Origin of the sequence: Campylobacter sp. JMF_15 NE4 (assembly GCF_027737645.1) — a bacterium.
GTDB lineage: Bacteria > Campylobacterota > Campylobacteria > Campylobacterales > Campylobacteraceae > Campylobacter_B.
In genome coordinates, this window is record NZ_JAOVTY010000002.1 from 345316 (window position 1) to 363506 (window position 18191).

At 40.6% G+C, this 18191-nt stretch carries 17 protein-coding genes and 1 other RNA gene; 7 read left to right on the top strand and 11 right to left on the bottom strand.

Features of this window, described 5'->3' with window-relative positions:
- The first annotated feature begins 43 nt into the window (after window positions 1-43).
- The 3 genes from OFN98_RS06160 to nikR all read left to right on the top strand — a co-directional run bounded on the left by OFN98_RS06160 (window position 44) and on the right by nikR (window position 2733).
- Window positions 44-859, top strand: a complete 816-nt coding sequence (locus OFN98_RS06160; protein WP_270874407.1) for a M48 family metallopeptidase — start codon at window positions 44-46, stop codon at window positions 857-859.
- 172 nt (window positions 860-1031) lie between these two features.
- Window positions 1032-2303 carry a hemolysin family protein gene (locus tag OFN98_RS06165; RefSeq protein ID WP_270864646.1) on the top strand — a complete coding sequence of 424 codons (1272 nt, stop codon included), beginning with the start codon at window positions 1032-1034 and terminating at the stop codon, window positions 2301-2303.
- A 10-nt stretch (window positions 2304-2313) separates the two neighbouring features.
- Window positions 2314-2733, top strand: a complete 420-nt coding sequence (gene nikR / locus OFN98_RS06170; RefSeq protein ID WP_270874408.1) for a nickel-responsive transcriptional regulator NikR — start codon at window positions 2314-2316, stop codon at window positions 2731-2733.
- 154 nt (window positions 2734-2887) lie between these two features.
- Here the strand turns inward: nikR and OFN98_RS06175 are convergent, their stop codons facing one another.
- From OFN98_RS06175 to OFN98_RS06190, 4 genes are all read right to left on the bottom strand, one after another.
- On the bottom strand, window positions 2888-3484 hold the full coding sequence (locus OFN98_RS06175; RefSeq protein ID WP_270874409.1) for a hypothetical protein: 597 nt from the start codon (window positions 3482-3484) through the stop codon (window positions 2888-2890).
- A gap of 56 nt (window positions 3485-3540) precedes the next feature.
- Complete coding sequence (locus OFN98_RS06180) at window positions 3541-4128, bottom strand: HAD-IB family hydrolase (RefSeq protein WP_270868638.1); 588 nt, start codon at window positions 4126-4128, stop codon at window positions 3541-3543.
- Window positions 4129-4683: 555 nt separating this feature from the next.
- A complete protein-coding gene (gene typA / locus OFN98_RS06185) occupies window positions 4684-6492 on the bottom strand; it encodes a translational GTPase TypA (RefSeq protein ID WP_270874410.1) in 1809 nt (602 codons plus the stop codon).
- Window positions 6493-6552: 60 nt separating this feature from the next.
- Window positions 6553-6972 carry a hypothetical protein gene (locus tag OFN98_RS06190; protein WP_270858641.1) on the bottom strand — a complete coding sequence of 140 codons (420 nt, stop codon included), beginning with the start codon at window positions 6970-6972 and terminating at the stop codon, window positions 6553-6555.
- Window positions 6973-7019: 47 nt separating this feature from the next.
- On the opposite strand from OFN98_RS06190, the gene ffs reads away from it, so the two are divergent.
- An RNA gene (ffs, locus tag OFN98_RS06195) (signal recognition particle sRNA small type) lies at window positions 7020-7117 on the top strand.
- 3 nt (window positions 7118-7120) lie between these two features.
- Here the strand turns inward: ffs and OFN98_RS06200 are convergent.
- The 6 genes from OFN98_RS06200 to dnaA form a co-directional block, all read right to left on the bottom strand.
- Window positions 7121-8356 (bottom strand): HD domain-containing protein, encoded by a 1236-nt coding sequence (locus OFN98_RS06200; RefSeq protein WP_270874411.1) that lies wholly within the window; start codon window positions 8354-8356, stop codon window positions 7121-7123.
- Window positions 8353-8733 (bottom strand): preQ(1) synthase, encoded by a 381-nt coding sequence (gene queF, locus OFN98_RS06205; protein ID WP_270858643.1) that lies wholly within the window; start codon window positions 8731-8733, stop codon window positions 8353-8355. The genes OFN98_RS06200 and queF overlap by 4 nt, the downstream gene beginning before the upstream one ends.
- Before the next feature lies 1 nt (window position 8734).
- Window positions 8735-10186, bottom strand: coding sequence for an EAL domain-containing protein (locus OFN98_RS06210; RefSeq protein ID WP_270858644.1), 1452 nt, complete (start codon window positions 10184-10186; stop codon window positions 8735-8737).
- On the bottom strand, window positions 10186-12501 hold the full coding sequence (gyrB, locus tag OFN98_RS06215; RefSeq protein ID WP_270862633.1) for a DNA topoisomerase (ATP-hydrolyzing) subunit B: 2316 nt from the start codon (window positions 12499-12501) through the stop codon (window positions 10186-10188). Before gyrB ends, OFN98_RS06210 begins: the two co-directional genes overlap by 1 nt.
- A 20-nt stretch (window positions 12502-12521) precedes the next feature.
- Window positions 12522-13604, bottom strand: a complete 1083-nt coding sequence (gene dnaN / locus OFN98_RS06220; protein ID WP_270862632.1) for a DNA polymerase III subunit beta — start codon at window positions 13602-13604, stop codon at window positions 12522-12524.
- 151 nt (window positions 13605-13755) lie between these two features.
- On the bottom strand, window positions 13756-15093 hold the full coding sequence (gene dnaA / locus OFN98_RS06225) for a chromosomal replication initiator protein DnaA (protein WP_270862631.1): 1338 nt from the start codon (window positions 15091-15093) through the stop codon (window positions 13756-13758).
- A 110-nt stretch (window positions 15094-15203) separates the two neighbouring features.
- Here dnaA and ruvC point away from each other — a divergent pair, with 110 nt between their 5' ends.
- The 3 genes from ruvC to OFN98_RS06240 are packed head-to-tail and all read left to right on the top strand — an operon-like array spanning window position 15204 to window position 16982.
- Window positions 15204-15683, top strand: a complete 480-nt coding sequence (gene ruvC / locus OFN98_RS06230; protein ID WP_270862630.1) for a crossover junction endodeoxyribonuclease RuvC — start codon at window positions 15204-15206, stop codon at window positions 15681-15683.
- 13 nt (window positions 15684-15696) lie between these two features.
- Window positions 15697-16458, top strand: a complete 762-nt coding sequence (locus tag OFN98_RS06235) for a nitrilase-related carbon-nitrogen hydrolase (protein WP_270874412.1) — start codon at window positions 15697-15699, stop codon at window positions 16456-16458.
- A complete protein-coding gene (locus tag OFN98_RS06240) occupies window positions 16455-16982 on the top strand; it encodes a cysteine hydrolase family protein (RefSeq protein WP_270874413.1) in 528 nt (175 codons plus the stop codon). Before OFN98_RS06235 ends, OFN98_RS06240 begins: the two co-directional genes overlap by 4 nt.
- Window positions 16983-17020: 38 nt before the next feature.
- On the opposite strand, the gene OFN98_RS06245 is transcribed toward OFN98_RS06240, so the two are convergent.
- Entirely contained in the window at window positions 17021-17992 is a 972-nt protein-coding gene (locus OFN98_RS06245) for an alpha/beta hydrolase (protein ID WP_270874479.1), read from the bottom strand.
- Window positions 17993-18191 lie beyond the last annotated feature (199 nt).

Sequence of the window (18191 nt, forward strand, 5' to 3'; positions counted from 1 at the left end):
AAATTTGGCAGATTTAAATTTTCAAATTTCAAAAGGAGAAAAGATGAAAAAACTTTCCTTAATTTTGGCGATTTTCGCCACGATTTTTTTGGGCGGTTGTGCTAGCACGACCCAAGGTGGCGCTGTGGGAGTAAATCGCACCCAGCTTCTCACAGTCAGTGAAGCTGAGCTTGACAAGGCAGCGGCAAGCTCATACACACAAGTAATCAGCCAAGCAAAAAGCCAAAAAAAGCTAAACACCAACGCCAAACAAACCAAAAGGGTCAAAACAATCTCAAATAGATTGATTAACCAAGTAGGCGTTTTTAGAGCAGATGCGCGAAACTGGAACTGGCAGGTAAATGTCATCGAAGATCCGACCGTAAATGCGTGGTGCATGCCAGGGGGTCGCATTGCCGTTTATACAGGCATTATCAATAAGCTTAGCCTAACTGACGGCGAGTTAGCAGCTGTCGTAGGACACGAGATCGCTCATGCTCTTCGCGAACACTCACGAGAGCGAGCCAGCACAGAGTCTATAAAAAATCTAGGCATTTCAATCGGTGCGCAAGCCGCTGGGCTAGGGGATTTGGGCGCGACTGGATTAGCAATTTTAGGGCAGTATGGATTTAGTCTGCCGTTTTCTCGCTCACACGAAACAGAGGCCGATATCATGGGCTTAGAGCTTATGGCGCGCGCTGGATACAATCCAAACGAAGCCCCAAATGTATGGCGCAAAATGGCGAAACTAGAAAGTGGTAGCAAAACGCCTGAGTTTTTCTCAACTCACCCAGGCGATGAAACCCGTATCAAAAACCTAGAAAAAACAATCCCGGTCGTCATGCCACTATACGAACAAGCCAAAAAAGGTAAAAAATAGCTTCGTAAGCTTCATCGGTGCGAAATTTGTGAAATTTCGCACCAGCCAAATTTCAAAATTCCGCACTTTTAAAATTTAAAAAAATTTGTGAAAATTAGTTTAATTTTGCTATAATCTGCATTTCATTTTAAATTCAAAGGATTAAATTTTGGACACGGATCGTTCGGTCTTTATGTTACTTCTCGCTTTTGTTTTAATTTTTTTAAATGCTTTTTTTGTTTTATCTGAATTTGCCCTTGTTAAAGTTCGACGCTCAAAACTCGAAGAATTCGTCAAAGACAAGGTCGCAAACGCTTCACTCGCTCTAAAAATGACAAACTCAATCGATACCTACCTAAGCGCTTGCCAAATCGGCATTACACTGGCTTCTCTCGCCCTTGGTTGGATAGGCGAGCCAGCCGTAGCTAGCCTAATCCGCAAGCCACTTGCTAGCCTAAATTTAGGCGAGGCTAGCGTGCATACCGTGGCTGTAATCATCGCGTTTAGTATCATTACGACACTGCATATCGTCCTAGGCGAGCAAGCCCCAAAACTAATCGCAATCGCAAAATCCGAAAAAATCGTGCTTTGGATAGCTAGACCGCTTTATTGTTTTTGGGTTTTGTGTCTGCCTGCGATTAAGGCGTTTGATTTCGTCGCATCAAGCGTGGTTAGGCTCTTTGGAATCCGCGCGGTCAAAGATAGCGAGGTCGCCCACTCCGAAGAAGAGATCAAAATCATCGCTAGCGAAAGCCTAAAAGGCGGTGTGCTAGATAGCGTGGAGACCGAAATCATCAAAAACGCCGTAGATTTTGGCGATACTGTGGCAAAGGAGATTATGACTCCGCGCAAGGATATGGTCTGCCTAGATAAAAACGAAAGCTACGAGGATAATTACCGCGTAGTTTTGGAGTCGAAATTTACCCGCTTCCCATACATCGACGGAGGCAAAGACACGGTGCTAGGACTAATTCATATCCGCGATATCATGCAACAAAACGGCGAGAAAAATTTCGATAAAATCGTGCGCAAACTCATCATCGTGCCAGAAAACTCCCCGATAACGAAAATTTTATCAATGATGAATAAAGAGCGCATTTTCGCCGCCCTTGTCATCGACGAATACGGCGGAACGGCGGGGTTTTTGACCATGGAAGACATAATCGAGGAAATTTTTGGCGAGATCGAGGACGAATACGACGATATAGAGCAAAATTTCACCCGCATTGACGATAATACTTACGAATTTAAAGGTCGCTTCGAGATCGAAAATGTCGAGGAGATAATGGAAATCGCCTTTGACGATGAGACCGAACAGCTCACGATTGGCGGATATGTCTTTAATCTCTTTGGTCGTTTGCCAGAAAATGGCGATGAGATAAGCGACGAAAACTGCGATTACACCGTGCTTGCGATGGACGGCACCTCGATAGCCTCGCTTAGGGTCAAGAAAAAAGAAAATTAAAAGGGCGAAAATGGATAATGTAATCAGATTTAGCGTTTCACTGCCAGAGGAGCTCTTTGACGAGCTAAACTCGCGCGTGCAAAGTAGGGGCTATCCTAGCAGGAGCGAGTATATCAGGGACCTAATCCGTGAGAAAATCGTAAGCGATAAATGGAGCGAGGAAAACAGCGACAAAGAGGGCATCGGCGTAATTTGTATAGCGTATTCGCACCACCAAAGCGACCTGCTCGAAAACCTAATCGAGCTCGAACACCACGCTAAAATCGATGTTGTCTGCACGAACCATATCCATGTCGATCACGACAACTGCTTAGAAACCATAAATGTGCGTGGCAAAATGGGCGAAATCGAAAAATTTAGCGCCAAAATCGGCGGACTTAAAGGTGTGAAATTTTCGCAACTTGTCAAAATTGCAATTACGAAAGCGTGAAATTTGAAATTTTAAATTTGAAATTTAGCGCGGAATTTTTAAATTTTGCTTTTTAGTGTCATTGCGAGAATTTTGCTTTGCAAAATTCGAAGCAATCGCCAAATTCAAAATTCCCGCGCCAGTATCTAGGTTTGCGAAGCCAAATTTTTCTAAGTTACTCCACAGCGTTTAAGAAAATATAGTAAAAATTACTATATTTTTTCGTGACATCAAATGTCCAAATATCGCTTTTTTCGCTATTTTCTTTGCGCAAAAACACACTATTTTGCCCGAAATTTTTCTCAAATTCGCTAGCAAGCCCTTTGCAAATTTCGTCATTTTTGTCTATTGCGATTTCTACTTCGTGGGAGCCAATGGTAGCGTATTTGGCGCAGTTTTTACCAGCTACGGCGATAGGGTTTGGGATATTTGTCATTTGCTCAGCTTGGTTTTCAAATTTTCCCATAGCAGTGTGGTATGCGTAAAAATCATCAAGCAAGACCGAAATCCTTCTTAAACCATTTAAAATTTCTACTCTTTCGCGTGGGAGCTTTGCCATTATTTTTTCGTTCGCTTCGCTTACGGCGTTGCTAGCATTATTGCACTCGACCGCGTCTATATAAGCCACAGAGCCCGTTTTCGCGCACTCTTGCACCCTTGCCTTAGCGATTTGCAAGTTTGCCGCGAAGTATTCATAGCTTCTTGGCCCTTCATCCGCATACCCACACACAAAACCCATAGCCACAAGGCTTGGGATTAAAATTTTTTTCATTTTTTCTCCTTTATTAGATTTTCGACGCAGTATCCCAAATTTGCACTAGCAAAATTTCACTCAAACGCCCTAAAATGCGCCTCATCTGCGAATTCTAACATCTCTTTATCGCCTCTGCTATCGCCATAAGCAATGATTTTTTCAAATTCGCTCAAATCATAAGCTTCTTTTATGCGCGCCACCTTTTGCGCCCCGTAGCAGTTTAGACCATCGATTTCACCGGTGATTACGCCACCTTTTTTCTCGATTTTTGTGCCCAAAAGTTCGAGCCCATTTTCTTTGCACCAAGGGGCTAGCCAGTCCTCCAAAGAGGCCGTTACGATGACGACCTTATCGCCATTTGCGATGTATTCTTTGATTTTTGCCATGGCTTCAAATTTGATAATATCTTCAATGTGCGTGGTGGAGTATTTTTTGCAAATTTTGGCGAATTTATCCACGCTCATACCACCGAAAAAATGCACCATTAGCCGCCTGCGCGTGAAATTATTCGAACACAGCCCAAGCTTGTAGCCCAGCAAAATAGGGCTAAGCCTAAAAATCCCGCGAAAAAATTTCTTAAACCCCACGACATAGGCGATAAATTCGAGCAACGAATCATCTCTGGTAATCGTCCCGTCAAAGTCAAAACAAACTAATTTCATAAAAATCCTTTGGCGAAATTTTACAAAACTAGAATAAAAATTCGGAAATTTTATGGTGTGTTAATAGCCGAATTTACGGGAAATTTACCAAATTTTGCAGGCAAAATTTAGCTATCGCAAATTTGGAATACCTGCGCCGAAATTTTGTTTTCGTTGAATTTTGCTTTTAAGTGTCATTGCGAGCCCGCTTTTCGGGCGTGGCAATCTACAAAATTTAAAATTCTAACCGCGCAAATGGCAGAATTTTAAAAGTCAAATTTAATGAAATTCAAAATTCTGCCATTTGCCCTGCCGTTAATTTCGACTTTGTAGATTGCCACGCTGTGCTTTCGCACGGCTCACAATGACACTTAAAAGCGAATTTGACTAAATTTTGAATTTCAAAATTCAACGGAATTTCTCTGGATTGCTTCGCTTCGCTCGCAATGACAGCAAAAAGAAAATTTTAGGGGCAGTATTTCAAGGTTGCGATAGCGGAATTTAAGGAGTAAAATTTAGAAAAATTTGAGCAAAATTCGTGCAAAATTTAGCCAAATTTCGCACGAATTTTAAAATTTACGAATTAGTTTTCGACATGCGTCTGCGCGTGGTCGGGTCTAGGTAGCGTTTGCGCACGCGGATATTTATCGGAGTGACCTCGACTAGCTCGTCCTCTTCGATCCACTCTAATGCACGCTCTAAATTTAACGTGCGTGGCGGAACTAGCTTAATCGCGTCATCACTACCGCTAGCGCGGACATTTGTTAGGTTTTTGCCTTTGATTGGATTGACATCTAGGTCGTTTGGACGGCTGTGCTCGCCGATAATCATACCGACATAAACCTTCGCTTGTGGAGCGATAAATAGCACGCCACGATCTTGGAGATTCCATAGGCTATATCCCAGTGCGACGCCATTTTCCATGCTAGTTAGTGCGCCATTTTGGCGTTTTTCGACTGCGCCTGAAAATGGGCGAAATTCCAAAAAGCTGTGATTCATAACGCCCTCGCCCCTAGTATCGGTCAAAAACTGGCTTCTAAATCCGATTAAGCCACGAGCAGGGATTTCAAACTCGATTCTAGTTTGGCCGTCACCTGTGGGGTTCATCACCTTCATTTCGGCTTTTTTGCGGCCTAGTTTTTCGATGACTGTGCCTGTGCAATCATCAGGAGCGTCGATTACTAGGTGCTCGAACGGCTCGCATTTTACGCCGTCGATTTCTTTGATGATGACCTCTGGGCGACCTAGGCAAAACTCAAATCCCTCACGGCGCATGTTTTCAGCCAAAATCGTGATTTGAAGCTCACCACGACCGCTAACCTTAAATTTACCCTCGCCGACATTTTCGTATCGCATAGCGATATTTGTTTTCATCTCCGCTGCCAAGCGCTCATCGATTTTATTTGAAGTTACAAATTTACCCTCAGTTCCAGCCAGTGGGCCGTCATTTACGCTAAAAATTACGCTTAGAGTTGGCTCTTCGATATGAAGCGCATCTAATGGCATAGGGTTAGCGGGATCTACCACGCTATCGCCTACATCAAGCGCGTCAAATCCAGCAATAGCGACGATGTCGCCAGTGCCAGCGTTGTCGATATCGATACGCTCCAAGCCGTTAAATCCGATAAGCTTCGAAATTCTACCAGTTACCTTTGTGCCATCAGCCTTGGCAAGCATTACGCTTTGATTTTTTGAAATTCTACCATTGAAAATTCTAGCAATTCCGATTTTACCGACATAGTTGTCGTAATCAAGGGTGAAGACTTGAAGTTGCAAAGAATTTTCATCGCTACCGCTTGGGCTTGGCACATGAGATAAAATTGTCTCGAAAAGTGGCTTCATATCGACATTTTCATCGCTTAGATTGTGTTTAGCATAGCCGTTTTTTGCCGCAGCATATACGACTGGAAATTCGAGCTGTTCGTCGTTGGCATCAAGTGCGACAAAAAGGTCAAAAATCTCATTTACCACACGATCTGGATCTGCGGCTGGTTTGTCGATTTTATTTACCACGACAATTGGGCGAAGTCCCAAAGATAGGGCCTTTTTAACGACAAATTTGGTTTGAGGCATTACGCCTTCTTGCGCATCGACGAGCAATAAAACGCCATCGACCATTTTTAGCACGCGCTCGACCTCGCCACCGAAATCCGCGTGGCCTGGGGTGTCGATGATATTAATCTTCGTATCGCCGTAGCGAATAGCTGTGTTTTTCGATAAAATCGTGATTCCACGCTCTTTTTCGATATCGTTGCTGTCCATTACGCGCTCGCCGACCTCTTGGTGCTCGCTAAATGTGCCTGATTGTTTCAAAAGTTCATCTACGATAGTGGTTTTTCCGTGATCGACATGGGCGATAACTGCGATATTTCTAATATTTTCCAAATTTTACTCCAAAATTTTATGTTTAAAAACTGATGATTATACACTAAAAATTCTTAAATTCTAAGAATACTCTTTGACCTCATTTACCAAATACTCATACACTCTTTGCTGGATTAAAGCGTCGTTTTCATCATCGCTAATGAGGCGTCTAAGGTGCGAGAAATCGATCTTTTTGACATAGCGAGGCGCATTTTTTATCTCTTTGTCGATTTCTACTAAAAGCGAGTCTAAATTTAGACTTTTGTAGGTGTGGGCCTTTTGGATATATTCGCTCACAATCGATACCAAAACCCCCACTCTGCGCGAATCGTCGCTGTAAATTTCGCTTGCGATTTCGCGCAGGTTTTCGTAATCCTCATCGGTTTGCTTTTTTTTAGCAAGCAACATTGCAGCGAAAATTTTCGCTCTAAATTCGATAGAGCGGTGGTGAGAAATCGAAATTTCACGAAAAACCGAAAAAATATAATCTTTTAAATTCATTTATAACCTTATTTTAAGAAACTTTTAATTATAATCTAGTTTGCCCTTTCTTAGACCTGTGCAACGGTTTTTAAAAACACCGCTTCAGGGTGGGAACACAGCAGAGCACTTTTACCTATCGTGTGCCGCAGTCATCTGGGAAGGGGTTTTAAAACTCAACCCTATCCAATCCAAAATTTTCGATGAAATCATCACAAACGCTGTGAAAATCGACGCCTTCTATGCTTTTATTTCGTCTGAAATTTTCGAGCATTGAGTTATATCCACTGACTAATTCTTTGCTTTTCACGCCATAGCTTATCGAAATTCCAGCCTCGAAAAACGCGGCTAGTTTATCGCAAAATTTAAGCGCTCTGCCGTCGATTGCACGAAATTTATCCTCGTTATACGCGCCAAGCGAGCCGTCTGCGAAATTTGGCTTACCGCCAAGCTCGTAAATTCTGTTTTCAAACTCATCTTTTACAAATTTCTCGCCGTCGTTTCTAATACCCAAAATATAGCTAAACTCATCTCTGATATGCTCTGGCACGAAGGGCAAAATTTTATCATCTATTAGGCGCATTTCGTATTCGCTGATGATGTCGCTAAGCCCAGCCACGCCGTATTTTACGGGGCTGATGATATCGCGGGTAAGGCTTTCAGGTAGATCGTGAAAAAGCGCGCAGTAAAAATTATAAAAAATTCTACTCTTGCAAGCGCCGACTTTGAGCGAGTAAAAGTAGCTTAAAATCGCCACGATTAGCATGTGGCCTAGCACGCTAGTCTCAGGTATGCGTGGGGTTTGCGCCCAGCGCTTTTGAAACCTTAGCCTACCGCTAAGATCTACAATTCGGGCTAGTTTTTTATTCATTACGATTTTTCGCACGCCGATTAGCTCGTAATAATCCTCTAATTCCTCTTCGACCTTAAATTTAAGCTCTTCGATATCGTTTAAAAACTGGCTAGTTTGATAAACGATATTAAATTCCCACCTCGTAGCCAGATAACTTGCCGCCTTTAAAATGAGCTTTTCTTTTTCGTGCGAGTAGCCGTTTTGATAGGCTATAAATCGTTTCAAAAATTCGCCATCTTGCACGCTAGAAAGGTCGTTTTCAAGCTGTGAGAGAACCCATTTGTTAATTTGATCTTTTTTACTTTTTTGAATTTGGTGAAATACATCTGGGCGGATATCGGTTACTACGATGCGCGAAAGAAAATCAAAAATCCCAGCCTCGATGACATAGCTCATATCTATATCGCGCTCGAAACTAGCGATAAAATATGCAATTATAAATTTGTGCGCCTGTTTGTCAAGCTCGACTAAATTTACCATTTTTGGGTAGTCGTTCCAGCGCGAAATACTCGCACTTTTAAAGATTTTTTCTACTAAATTTGAACTTATCATTTGTAAATTTTATCCGAATTTATTTCAATCACGGTATGCACATTTCCGCGCGGGTTAAAGTCAGCCACGATTTTTAGGTATTTTGGTTGCAATTTTTCTTGCAAGGTAGCGTAAATTTCGTTCGCGCTGTCCTCGTGGGAGATGTAGCGATCCATAAATGAGTTAATGTAGAGTTTGATTGCTTTGAGCTCTACGACAAATTTATTCGGTATGTATTCTAAATATATCGTCGCAAAGTCAGGGTATCCTGAACGCGGACAGCGGCAACAAAACTCTGGTAGCGTGATTTTGATCAAATAATCATTTTCGTGTTTATTTGGCCAAATTTCCATTTTTTCTATGTCAAATTCTTTTATCTCTTTTTCGCCATAACGCATTTTATTTCCTTAAATTTATAATATCTTCTGGTTTGCCTACGCAAAAACCCTGCACGAAATCGACCCCAAGCTCGTAAAGTTCGTCTTGGAATTTTGGCTTATCTACAAAGCGAATAATGCTTTTAATGCCCGATTTATGGCACATTTCGTTTAGTTTCATAAAAACATTTTTTATTTTTTCGTTGCCTAAATTTTTATTATACTCGATATCATAAATCACAAAATCAATATCGAAAAATTTAAAATACTCGAAACTCGCGTTCGCACCGCCAAACTGGCTAAGTCCAAAGCTAAATCCCAGCTCTTTAAATTTAAGCAAAATTTCGGCAAATCGCTTTGTTTCGGAGTAAATTTCTTCCTCGTTAAACTCCAAAACAATCTTACTTGGATCGATTAGATTATTGTCAATTAGCTTTAAAATTTCGTTGCGAAACTCGGCATTTCGCAGTGTCTGAGGCATGATTTCGATGAAAATTTTATGCTCGATATCCTTAAAATAGATAATGCGCGAAATTTGCTTAATCATCGCAATATCGTATTTGATATCGTAATTATTAAAGTGCAAAATATCAATAATTCGGCTTTTTGTAACCTTATCGCCGGTTCTGAGATCTAGTTTTGGGATTAAGTTTATATGCGATTTGACGCCATTTTTATCGGCGACATATTGAAATTTAAAGCTAAAACTCTCATTGTCAATCGCATCAACGACATCTTTGTTAAAATCATCTAGCAAAATTTTATTTAGATCAATATTTTCGCTGGATTTTTCCTCTTCGACCTCTTTGCGATTTATCTTAAAAAACAGCGCGTTTGTGATATTGCTGAGATTTTTGTCATACGAAGTAGGCATGATTTCAAATTCGGTTTTAATCTCGATATTGTTTATGCTTTGGTTTGAAATTTTATGCTCGAACATCTTCAAAATGTGCGTTAAATTCGCCATTTTGCCGTTAAGTCCAAAGATAAAGTGGCCGTTGATAAAACGCCCAATATGCAAATTTTTAAAGCCCTGATTTGACATAAATTTCGCAAATTCTTTGCAAAAATTATACAAAATATCATCGCCGTTTTGATAACCATATCTATCGTTGATATCGGCGATATTTTTGATACGAAGCAAAACCACATGGTTGATTTTGTTTTTTTTCATCTGCTTTTTTAAAATTCGCTCGATCTCATCGCGCACGAATACATGGCTGACTGGATCGATTAGCGTCTTTTTAAAACCAAAGTAAATTTGATAAATTACATAATACACATAGCAAATCAAAAGTAGCGAAAAAAGTATCACATCATCGCTATTAAACTCACCGTTTTTAAACATCGTATATCCAAAAGCGATAAGCAGGAGTGTAAAAGGCACTGAAATTTTAAGTGCCGTTATAAATCTGGTTTCACGCTCTTTTTGCTCTGAGACTAGAATTACTTCGTTTTCGATAAATTTACCCATTAAATGTCCAAATTCTTAACATCTTTTGCGTGGTCTTGGATATAGTTTCGCCTAGGCTCCACTTCATCACCCATAAAAAGGTTAAATGTATCGCTAGCGCTTTGCGCATCAGCTATACCCACGCGAAGCAAACGACGATTTTCCTTGCTCATCGTGGTCTCTCTAAGCTGATCTGGGTTCATCTCGCCAAGACCTTTGTAGCGTTGAATATACGCACCTTTTTTCGAATTTCGCTCGATCTCGTCTAAAACCTCGATATAATCCCTACCAAAATCGACCTCGCGCTCTTTGATTAGCCCATACACGCGGATCGCTTCGGCAAAAATATGATTTGTAAGCAAGGCTTCGTTGATGTTTAGTTGCTCCAAACCATTTGGAGTTTGGACATAGATACGAATTTCACTCTCGCTGACATTTGAATTTAAAATATTAAATCCCTCGCTCTCTAAGCGCGTTTTAATCACTTCAAAAAGCGCAGAATATTCCATAGAGCGCGCTTCGTCGTTTTCGATTAGATATCTAATCGCAGAAATGACGCTAAAACGCTTTTTAAGCTCGTTTAAAAGTGAGCGATAGTTTGAAACGATTTTTAGAAAATCGATTAAATCTTGGTTGCCAATTCCTTCGAATTCGCCCATATCAATACCAGTTTCGATCAAAAATTCACTCAATGCGCGCTCATCTTTTAGATAAATTTCTTTTTTGCCCTTTTTGTATTTGAAAAGTGGCGGTTGAGCGATATAAACATAGCCGTTTTCGATAATCGGACGCAAATAGCGGAAGAAAAATGTCAAAAGCAGGGTCTGGATATGGCTACCATCGACATCGGCATCTGTCATAATGATGATTTTGTGATAGCGAAGTTTATCGGCATTAAATTCCTCACCTACACCGCAACCAAAGGCGGTTATCATGTTTTTGATCTCTTCTGATTGTAAAATTTTATCCAAGCGCGCTTTTTCGACATTTAAAATTTTACCGCGCAAAGGCAAAATCGCTTGAAATTCCCTATCTCTACCACCTTTGGCAGATCCGCCCGCACTATCGCCCTCGACAAGGAAAATTTCGCTCATACTAGCATCTTTGCTGGTGCAATCAGCGAGTTTTCCTGGAAGTGTGCCGACTGAGTTTATGTTATCTTTTTTTCTCGTTAAATCGCGCGCTTTTTTCGCTGCTTCACGACCACGGGCCGCTAAAAGAGCCTTTTCCATAATCGCGCGTGCTTCGTTTGGGTTTTCTTCGAAATATTTGCAAAGCACCTCAAAGGTCATTTTTTGCACGATTGGTTTGACATAGCTTGAACCAAGTTTGCCCTTAGTTTGACCCTCGAATTGCGGTTCAGGCACTTTGACGCTTACGACTGCGATTAGCCCTTCTCTGACATCATCGCCGGTGATTTTAGTGTCTTTTTCGCGTGCGGCTGCGTTTGCTGCGATATAGTTTGTGATAGCGCGAGTTAGTCCCGCTCTAAATCCAGCTTCGTGCGTTCCGCCGTCTGGGGTTTTGATATTATTAACAAAGCTTAATAATTTTTCATCGTAGGTTGAATTATACATTAGCGCGATATCCACAGCGACATCTTCGACGCTATCGCTAAATGAAACTGCCTTGCTAACAGGTGAGGCTTTGTTCATATCAGTTACGAAGCTCTCTAATCCGCCCTCGAAATGAAAGCTCTCATTTCTGCCGTCTCTTTGGTCTTTAAAATTTATGGTAATTTTTGGGTTTAAATATGCTAATTCTCTAAATCTTTTTGACAAAGTATCGGCATTAAATTCTAAAATTTCAAAAATTTCGCCGTCTGGCCAAAACTCCACAGTCGTTCCAGTGCGGTTTGTGGATTTTATGATTTCTAAATCGGTAGTTGGTTTGCCTTGGGCGAATTCTTGGCGATAAACATTGCCTTGGCGTTTGATTGTCAAAACTAGCTTTGATGAGAGCGCATTTACGACGCTAACACCCACGCCATGAAGTCCGCCTGATACTTTATAAGTGTCTTTGTCAAATTTACCACCAGCGTGCAAAACGGTCAAAACCACAGTCGCTGCTGGCAAATGCTCTGTGGGGTGCATATCTACTGGGATTCCACGGCCATTATCTGTGACGATACAGCTTCCCTCGCGCGTGATTTCTACATCGATAGTATCGCAATACCCAGCCATAGCCTCATCGATAGAGTTATCCACAACCTCATAAATCATGTGGTGTAGTCCTCCGATATTTGTATCGCCGATATACATTCCTGGGCGTTTTCTAACCGCTTCAAGACCTTTTAAAACTTTAATATTTCCTGCACCGTAATTTTGTTGTTCCATTAAATTTTCCCTTAAATTTCTTAAATTTTATTAATTGGCATTACGACCGTTTTTAGCTCGCCTGAGCTTAGCACAAATGCTGTTTCTGAGTTGTTAAAATCTAGCTCAAACATATCGTCCTCGACGCTGTTTAGAAAATCGAGTAAAAATCTGTTTTTAACGCCAAAAATCAAATTTGATGAAACTGCGATATTTGCCTCGATTTCGGCTTTTGCCTCAGAATTATCTTCATTTATACTCTCAAAAATAATGCCATCAGGCTTAATCGTAACCTTCATTTCTTCGCACATTGCGTTGATTGCTTTTACGCCACCGACAAATTTATCTCGTGGTAAAATTACTTTAAAATTTGTCTCAGTTGGGATTACGCGCTCATAATTTGGGAATTTTCCGTTGATTAGTTTTGTGAAAAATTCGAAATTTTCGCTCACTGCTAAAAGGACATTTTCGTCATAATAAATTTCGATTTTATCTGAAAATAGCTTTTGAATTTCGCCAATTGCCTTTTTAGGGATTAAAATTTGAGTATCTTTTTTGGCAAATTCGCCCATATTTGTATTTAGCACAAAGACACTAAGGCGTTTAGTATCGGTTCCGACTAAATTTAAATACCCGTCTTTTACATCAATCAAAGCTCCATTTAGCTCGTATTTTGGGTTGTTTGTATCGATTGAAGAGTATATTTTTTTAAGACTTCTGCCAAGCACCAAAGCATTTACATTGAAGCTGTTTTTACCCTCGATAGTAGGGAAATTTGGGAAATCTTTTGAGTCAAACATAGGGAGTTTGTATTTTAACTTTTTTTGTTTTACAAAAAGCGCTCCGTTCATTGTTTCTAATGTAACATTTTCGTCGCCTAAACCCTTGATTACGCTAAGAAGTTTTGAGCCATTGGCTGTGGCTTCGCCCTCTTCTTCGATCATAGCATAAGGCAAAACATAGCTAAGGCCAATTTCGTGATCTGTGGCTTTAATGCTTAGTTCGCCATTTCTAGCTCTGATTAAAATGTGAGAAGTAATCGAGCTTAAATCCTTTTTGTCAAGGTAAGGATTAGTGTTTGAAACAATGTCTTCTAAAACCTTTTTTGCAATTATGACTTTCATAGTTGTCCTTTAAATTTTAAATTTTTGTTTTTGTTATAGTAGAGTGTGGGATTTAGTGAATACCCCGCGTAAATGCTGAATTTAGCGAAATTTGCTTTGTGAATTAAATTTGCCATTTTATTCACCAATATTCACAAATTTTGATTTTATTTCATATTTTTTCATTATTTTCCTTTTGGGTTATTTTGTTTTTTAACTCTTCGATTTTGATTTTAAAAAATTCATCTTTATCAATCGTTTCGTTGATTTTTTTGATATTTTTGCTAATGGCGCTGTGATCTTTGAGATTGAAATACGACGCGATTTTTGGCATTGAATTTTTGGTTAAAATTTTGGCTAAATATATGCAAATTTGGCGCGCTTCGATGACATTTTTGGCCCTTGTTTTGCTTTTTAGCTCGCTTGGTTTGATATTTAGCTCTTTTGAAATCACGCTTATAATCTGCTCCAAATCGACATTTTGGTAGTGTTCTTTGATTTGATCTTGAAGCGTGGTTTTGGCAAATGCTAAATCGATTTTGGCATTTACAAGCGATGAAAATGCGTTTAGTTTGTTTAGTGCGCCCTCGATTTCGCGGATATTATCGCCCATATTCGCGGCGATGTATTGTATGACATCGTTTGGGACATAAAAATTATTTTCTTCGCTTTTGCGTTTGATGATTGCGATTTTGGTCTCCAACTCTGGCGGCATGATATCAGCGATTAGCCCGTCGCTAAACCTCGAAATCATACGCTCCTCAAAGCCTTTTAGGTATTTTGGCGCGATATCACTGGTTAGGACGATTTGGCATTTTTTTTCTCTTAGTTCGTTGAAAGTGAAGAAAAACTCCTCAATCGTCGAGCTTTTGCCTACCAAAAACTGAATATCATCGATTAACAAAATATCGCAGTTGCGGTATTTGTGCTTGAATTTATCCATTGTTTGATTTTCCAAATTTGAGATAAATTCATTTACAAACTGCTCGCTGGTTACGCAAATGACGCTTAGATTTTTTTTGATACAGTGATTTGCGATTGATTGGAGCAAATGGGTCTTACCAAGCCCGCTAGGTCCATATAAAAATAGCGGATTATACATTTTGTTGCCGGGGTTTTTGGCGGCACTGACTGCGCTAGAAAATGCGAGTTTGTTTGAATCAGCCACGATGAAATTTTCAAATGTGTAATTGTCATTGACAATCGTGCTTTTTGGCTTGTCTTGCGGAATCATTTTTGAAATTTCTTTTGGGGAAATTTTGGCTTTTGAAGTAATTTTGACCGTGATATTGCTAACGCCAAATTTTTTAACTAGCGCGTTTTTGATCCTCTCAGCGTATTTTGTCTGTATGTATCTAGCCACAAGCTCGTTGTTTGCGTGATAAACAAAGAATTCAAAGGTAGAGTTTTTTTCATTAAATTTTAAATTTTTGATATATCTTTCGTAATCAAGCGGTGGAATTTCGCCCGCTAAACTTAATAAAATTTCTTGTGGTTGAGTTTCTGACATAAATTTTCCTTTGTTTAATCCTTAATTTTAGCAAAATTTCGCTAAATTTGTGTTAAATTTATAAAGTAATTCACAAGTGAATAAGGCGTGAATTAAAGTGAAAGATTGTGATGAAAATTTTAGGAATTGATCCAGGGACTAGAAATTTAGGCTATGCGATTTTAGAAAAAAATGTGAATAAAATTTCGCTCGTCGAAGCAGGTTTAGTGAAAATGAAGGCCGAAAATGTGCAGTTTCAGATGACACAAATGGCGGAGGCGATTGATCTTATATTTTCGCAGCACAAAATCGACGAGGTCGCAATCGAGAGTATGTTTTACGCCTACAATCCCCAATCCGTGCTAAAACTAGCGCAGTTTCGCGGGGCTTTGGGGCTAAAAATTTTGCAAGTTTATGGCAACTTCGCCGAATACACGCCACTTCAAATCAAAAAATCCGTAACCGGCAAGGCAAAGGCCGCAAAAGAGCAGGTCGCCTTCATGGTCAAGCGAATACTAGGGCTTAAAGGCGAAATCAAACCGCTCGATATAACCGATGCTATCGCGGTTGCGCTCACTCACGCAAACGCTATGAGAGGGCTGGAAAAATAAAAGGGGTAAAAAAGTGAAAATCGCACTAGCGCAGATTAAAAGCGAAATTTTAAAATACAAGCAAAATTTATCCAATGCGCGAAATTTGGCTTCGCAGGCGAGGGATTGCGATATTATCGTGTTTCCTGAGACATTTTTAAGCGGATTTGCGCCTGAAATTTTTAGCGAAATTTTGCCAGAGCAAAACGAAAAAGCGCGCGAATTTTTACGCGAAATTTCAGCGCAAAAAGTCGCAATCGCTGGACTAGCACTGAACGAAAATGGCGAGATTTACAACCGCGCCTTGGTGTATCAAAATGGGCGTGAAATTTATCATTACGATAAAATTTTTCTTTTTTCAAATTTAGGTGAAAATGAATTTGTCCGCGCTGGCGATAAATTCGGGCTTTGTGAAATTTCGCATGATAAAAAGCCCCTAAAAATCGGACTTGCGATTTGCTATGATTTGCGATTTGGCGAAATTTTCCGCTACCTTGCCAAAAATGGCGCGCAAATTATATTTGTCATCGCGCAGTTTCCGCACTCTCGCATAGAGCATTTCCGTACTCTCGCGCGGGCTAGGGCGATTGAGGCGCAGTGTTTTTTAGTAGCCCTAAATAGCGCTTCTGGCGGGCATTCGTGCGTGATTAGCCCTGAGGGAGAGATTTTGTGCGAGCTTGGAGTGGGGCAAGAAAGTGAAATTTGCGGTATTAATCTAGCCCAAATTTCGCTAGTTCGGGCGCAAATGGATATTTTAAAAGATGAGCGAAAAGAGATTTTAAAGGAGATTTTATGAAGGATTTAGTTTTTGTAATTGATATGGTAAATGGTTTTGCGAAATTTGGCGCAATGGCAGATCCAAACATCGCTAAAATCGCACCCGCAATCGCTTCGCAAATCCGCAGAAGCGCAGGCGTGCATTTCATCTGCGACGCGCACGGCGAGCGGGATTTGGAGATGAAACGCTACCCAGCGCACTGTATCGAGGGCTCGCCAGAGGCCGAAATCATCGATGAACTTGCCGAATTTGCTACCCCTCAAAACACTACCAAAAAACGCTCGACAAACGGCTTTTATGCCCTTGATAAGGGGCTTTTAGCCGAATTTGATAGATTTGTGATTACGGGGTGCTGCACGGATATTTGCGTTTTGCAATTTGCCCTTGCGCTTCGCACATATTTCAACGAAAATGACATTAATAAGGACATTGTCGTGCCAACCGAGTGTGTGGCGACATACGACGCGCCAAATCATGAGCGCGAGTATTATGAAAAGTGCGCGCTAGATTTAATGAGAAATGCTGGAATTTTGGTGATTTAAGTTAAATTTGGCGCAAATTCGCGCCAAATTTGCTAAATTTATTTCAAATTTGCCTTGAAAAATTCTTCAAATTTATCAAACGGAATTTTTTTATCATACAAATCCGTATGACTTGCACCTGGCACGATAAAAAGCTCTTTGTTTTTGCTTCCAAGCTCTTTAAATGCGTCCTCGCTAAAATATCGTGAGTGCGCGACCTCGCCGTGCGCTAGTAAAACAGGGGCGCGAAGCTCGTTAGCGTATGTTAAAATTTTATCGCTCATACGCGCTAGTGCGTCTGTTTTGCTCCAAAAATGCTCTTTTGAGTTGATTGCGCGCTCGTGGTAACCACGCTCGGTTTTATAATACAGCGCGTAGTCAGCGATAAATTTTGGCGTTTGCTCGGTAATGGTTTTAGGGTCGATATTTCCGCTTGGCAAATACTCTACCTCGCCCTTTTCGAAGTCCGTCCAGCGTTGTAAATTTAACGCCTTTTTGGCTTCATACCTAGCATTTTCATCTACGCTGTCGTTGTATCCTTTGGCGGTTACACGCGTCATATCATACATCGTAGTAACTGCGACGGTCTTTATGCGAGTGTCGCTGATAGCGGCATTTAGCGCAAATCCAGCCCAGCCACAAATGCCTAAAATTCCGATTTTTTCTCTATCGACGAAGTCTTGCACGCCCAGATAATCCACGGCCGCGCTAAAATCCTCTGTGTTTATATCAGGGCTAGAAATATCTCTTACTTCGCCACCGCTCTCGCCTGTGAAACTTGGATCAAACGCCAAAGTTACAAATCCTCGCTCGGCTAAGGTTTGCGCGTGAAGTCCGCTAGATTGCTCTTTGACTGCACCATAAGGGCCAGAAATGGCGATTGCAGGGAGTTTGCCACTCATATTTTTTGGCGTGTATAAATCCGCAACGATTACAATTCCATAGCGGTTTTTGAAGGCTACTTTTTTGTGATTTACTTTGTCGCTTTTTGCAAAGGTTTTATCCCACGCACTCACTACATTTTTTGGCATATCCGCTTCGCCTTTGGCACTTGCAGTGGTGGCCAAAATAGCTCCGAGAGCTAGGGAGATTAGGACTTTTTTCATATTTTCTCCTTGATTGAAATTTAGTGAGAAAATTTTAGCAAATTTAAGAAATTTTAGTTAGAAAGATTATCCAAATTTATTGCCTAATTCTGCAAATTTTAAAATTTATCTAGGGTTAAATTTT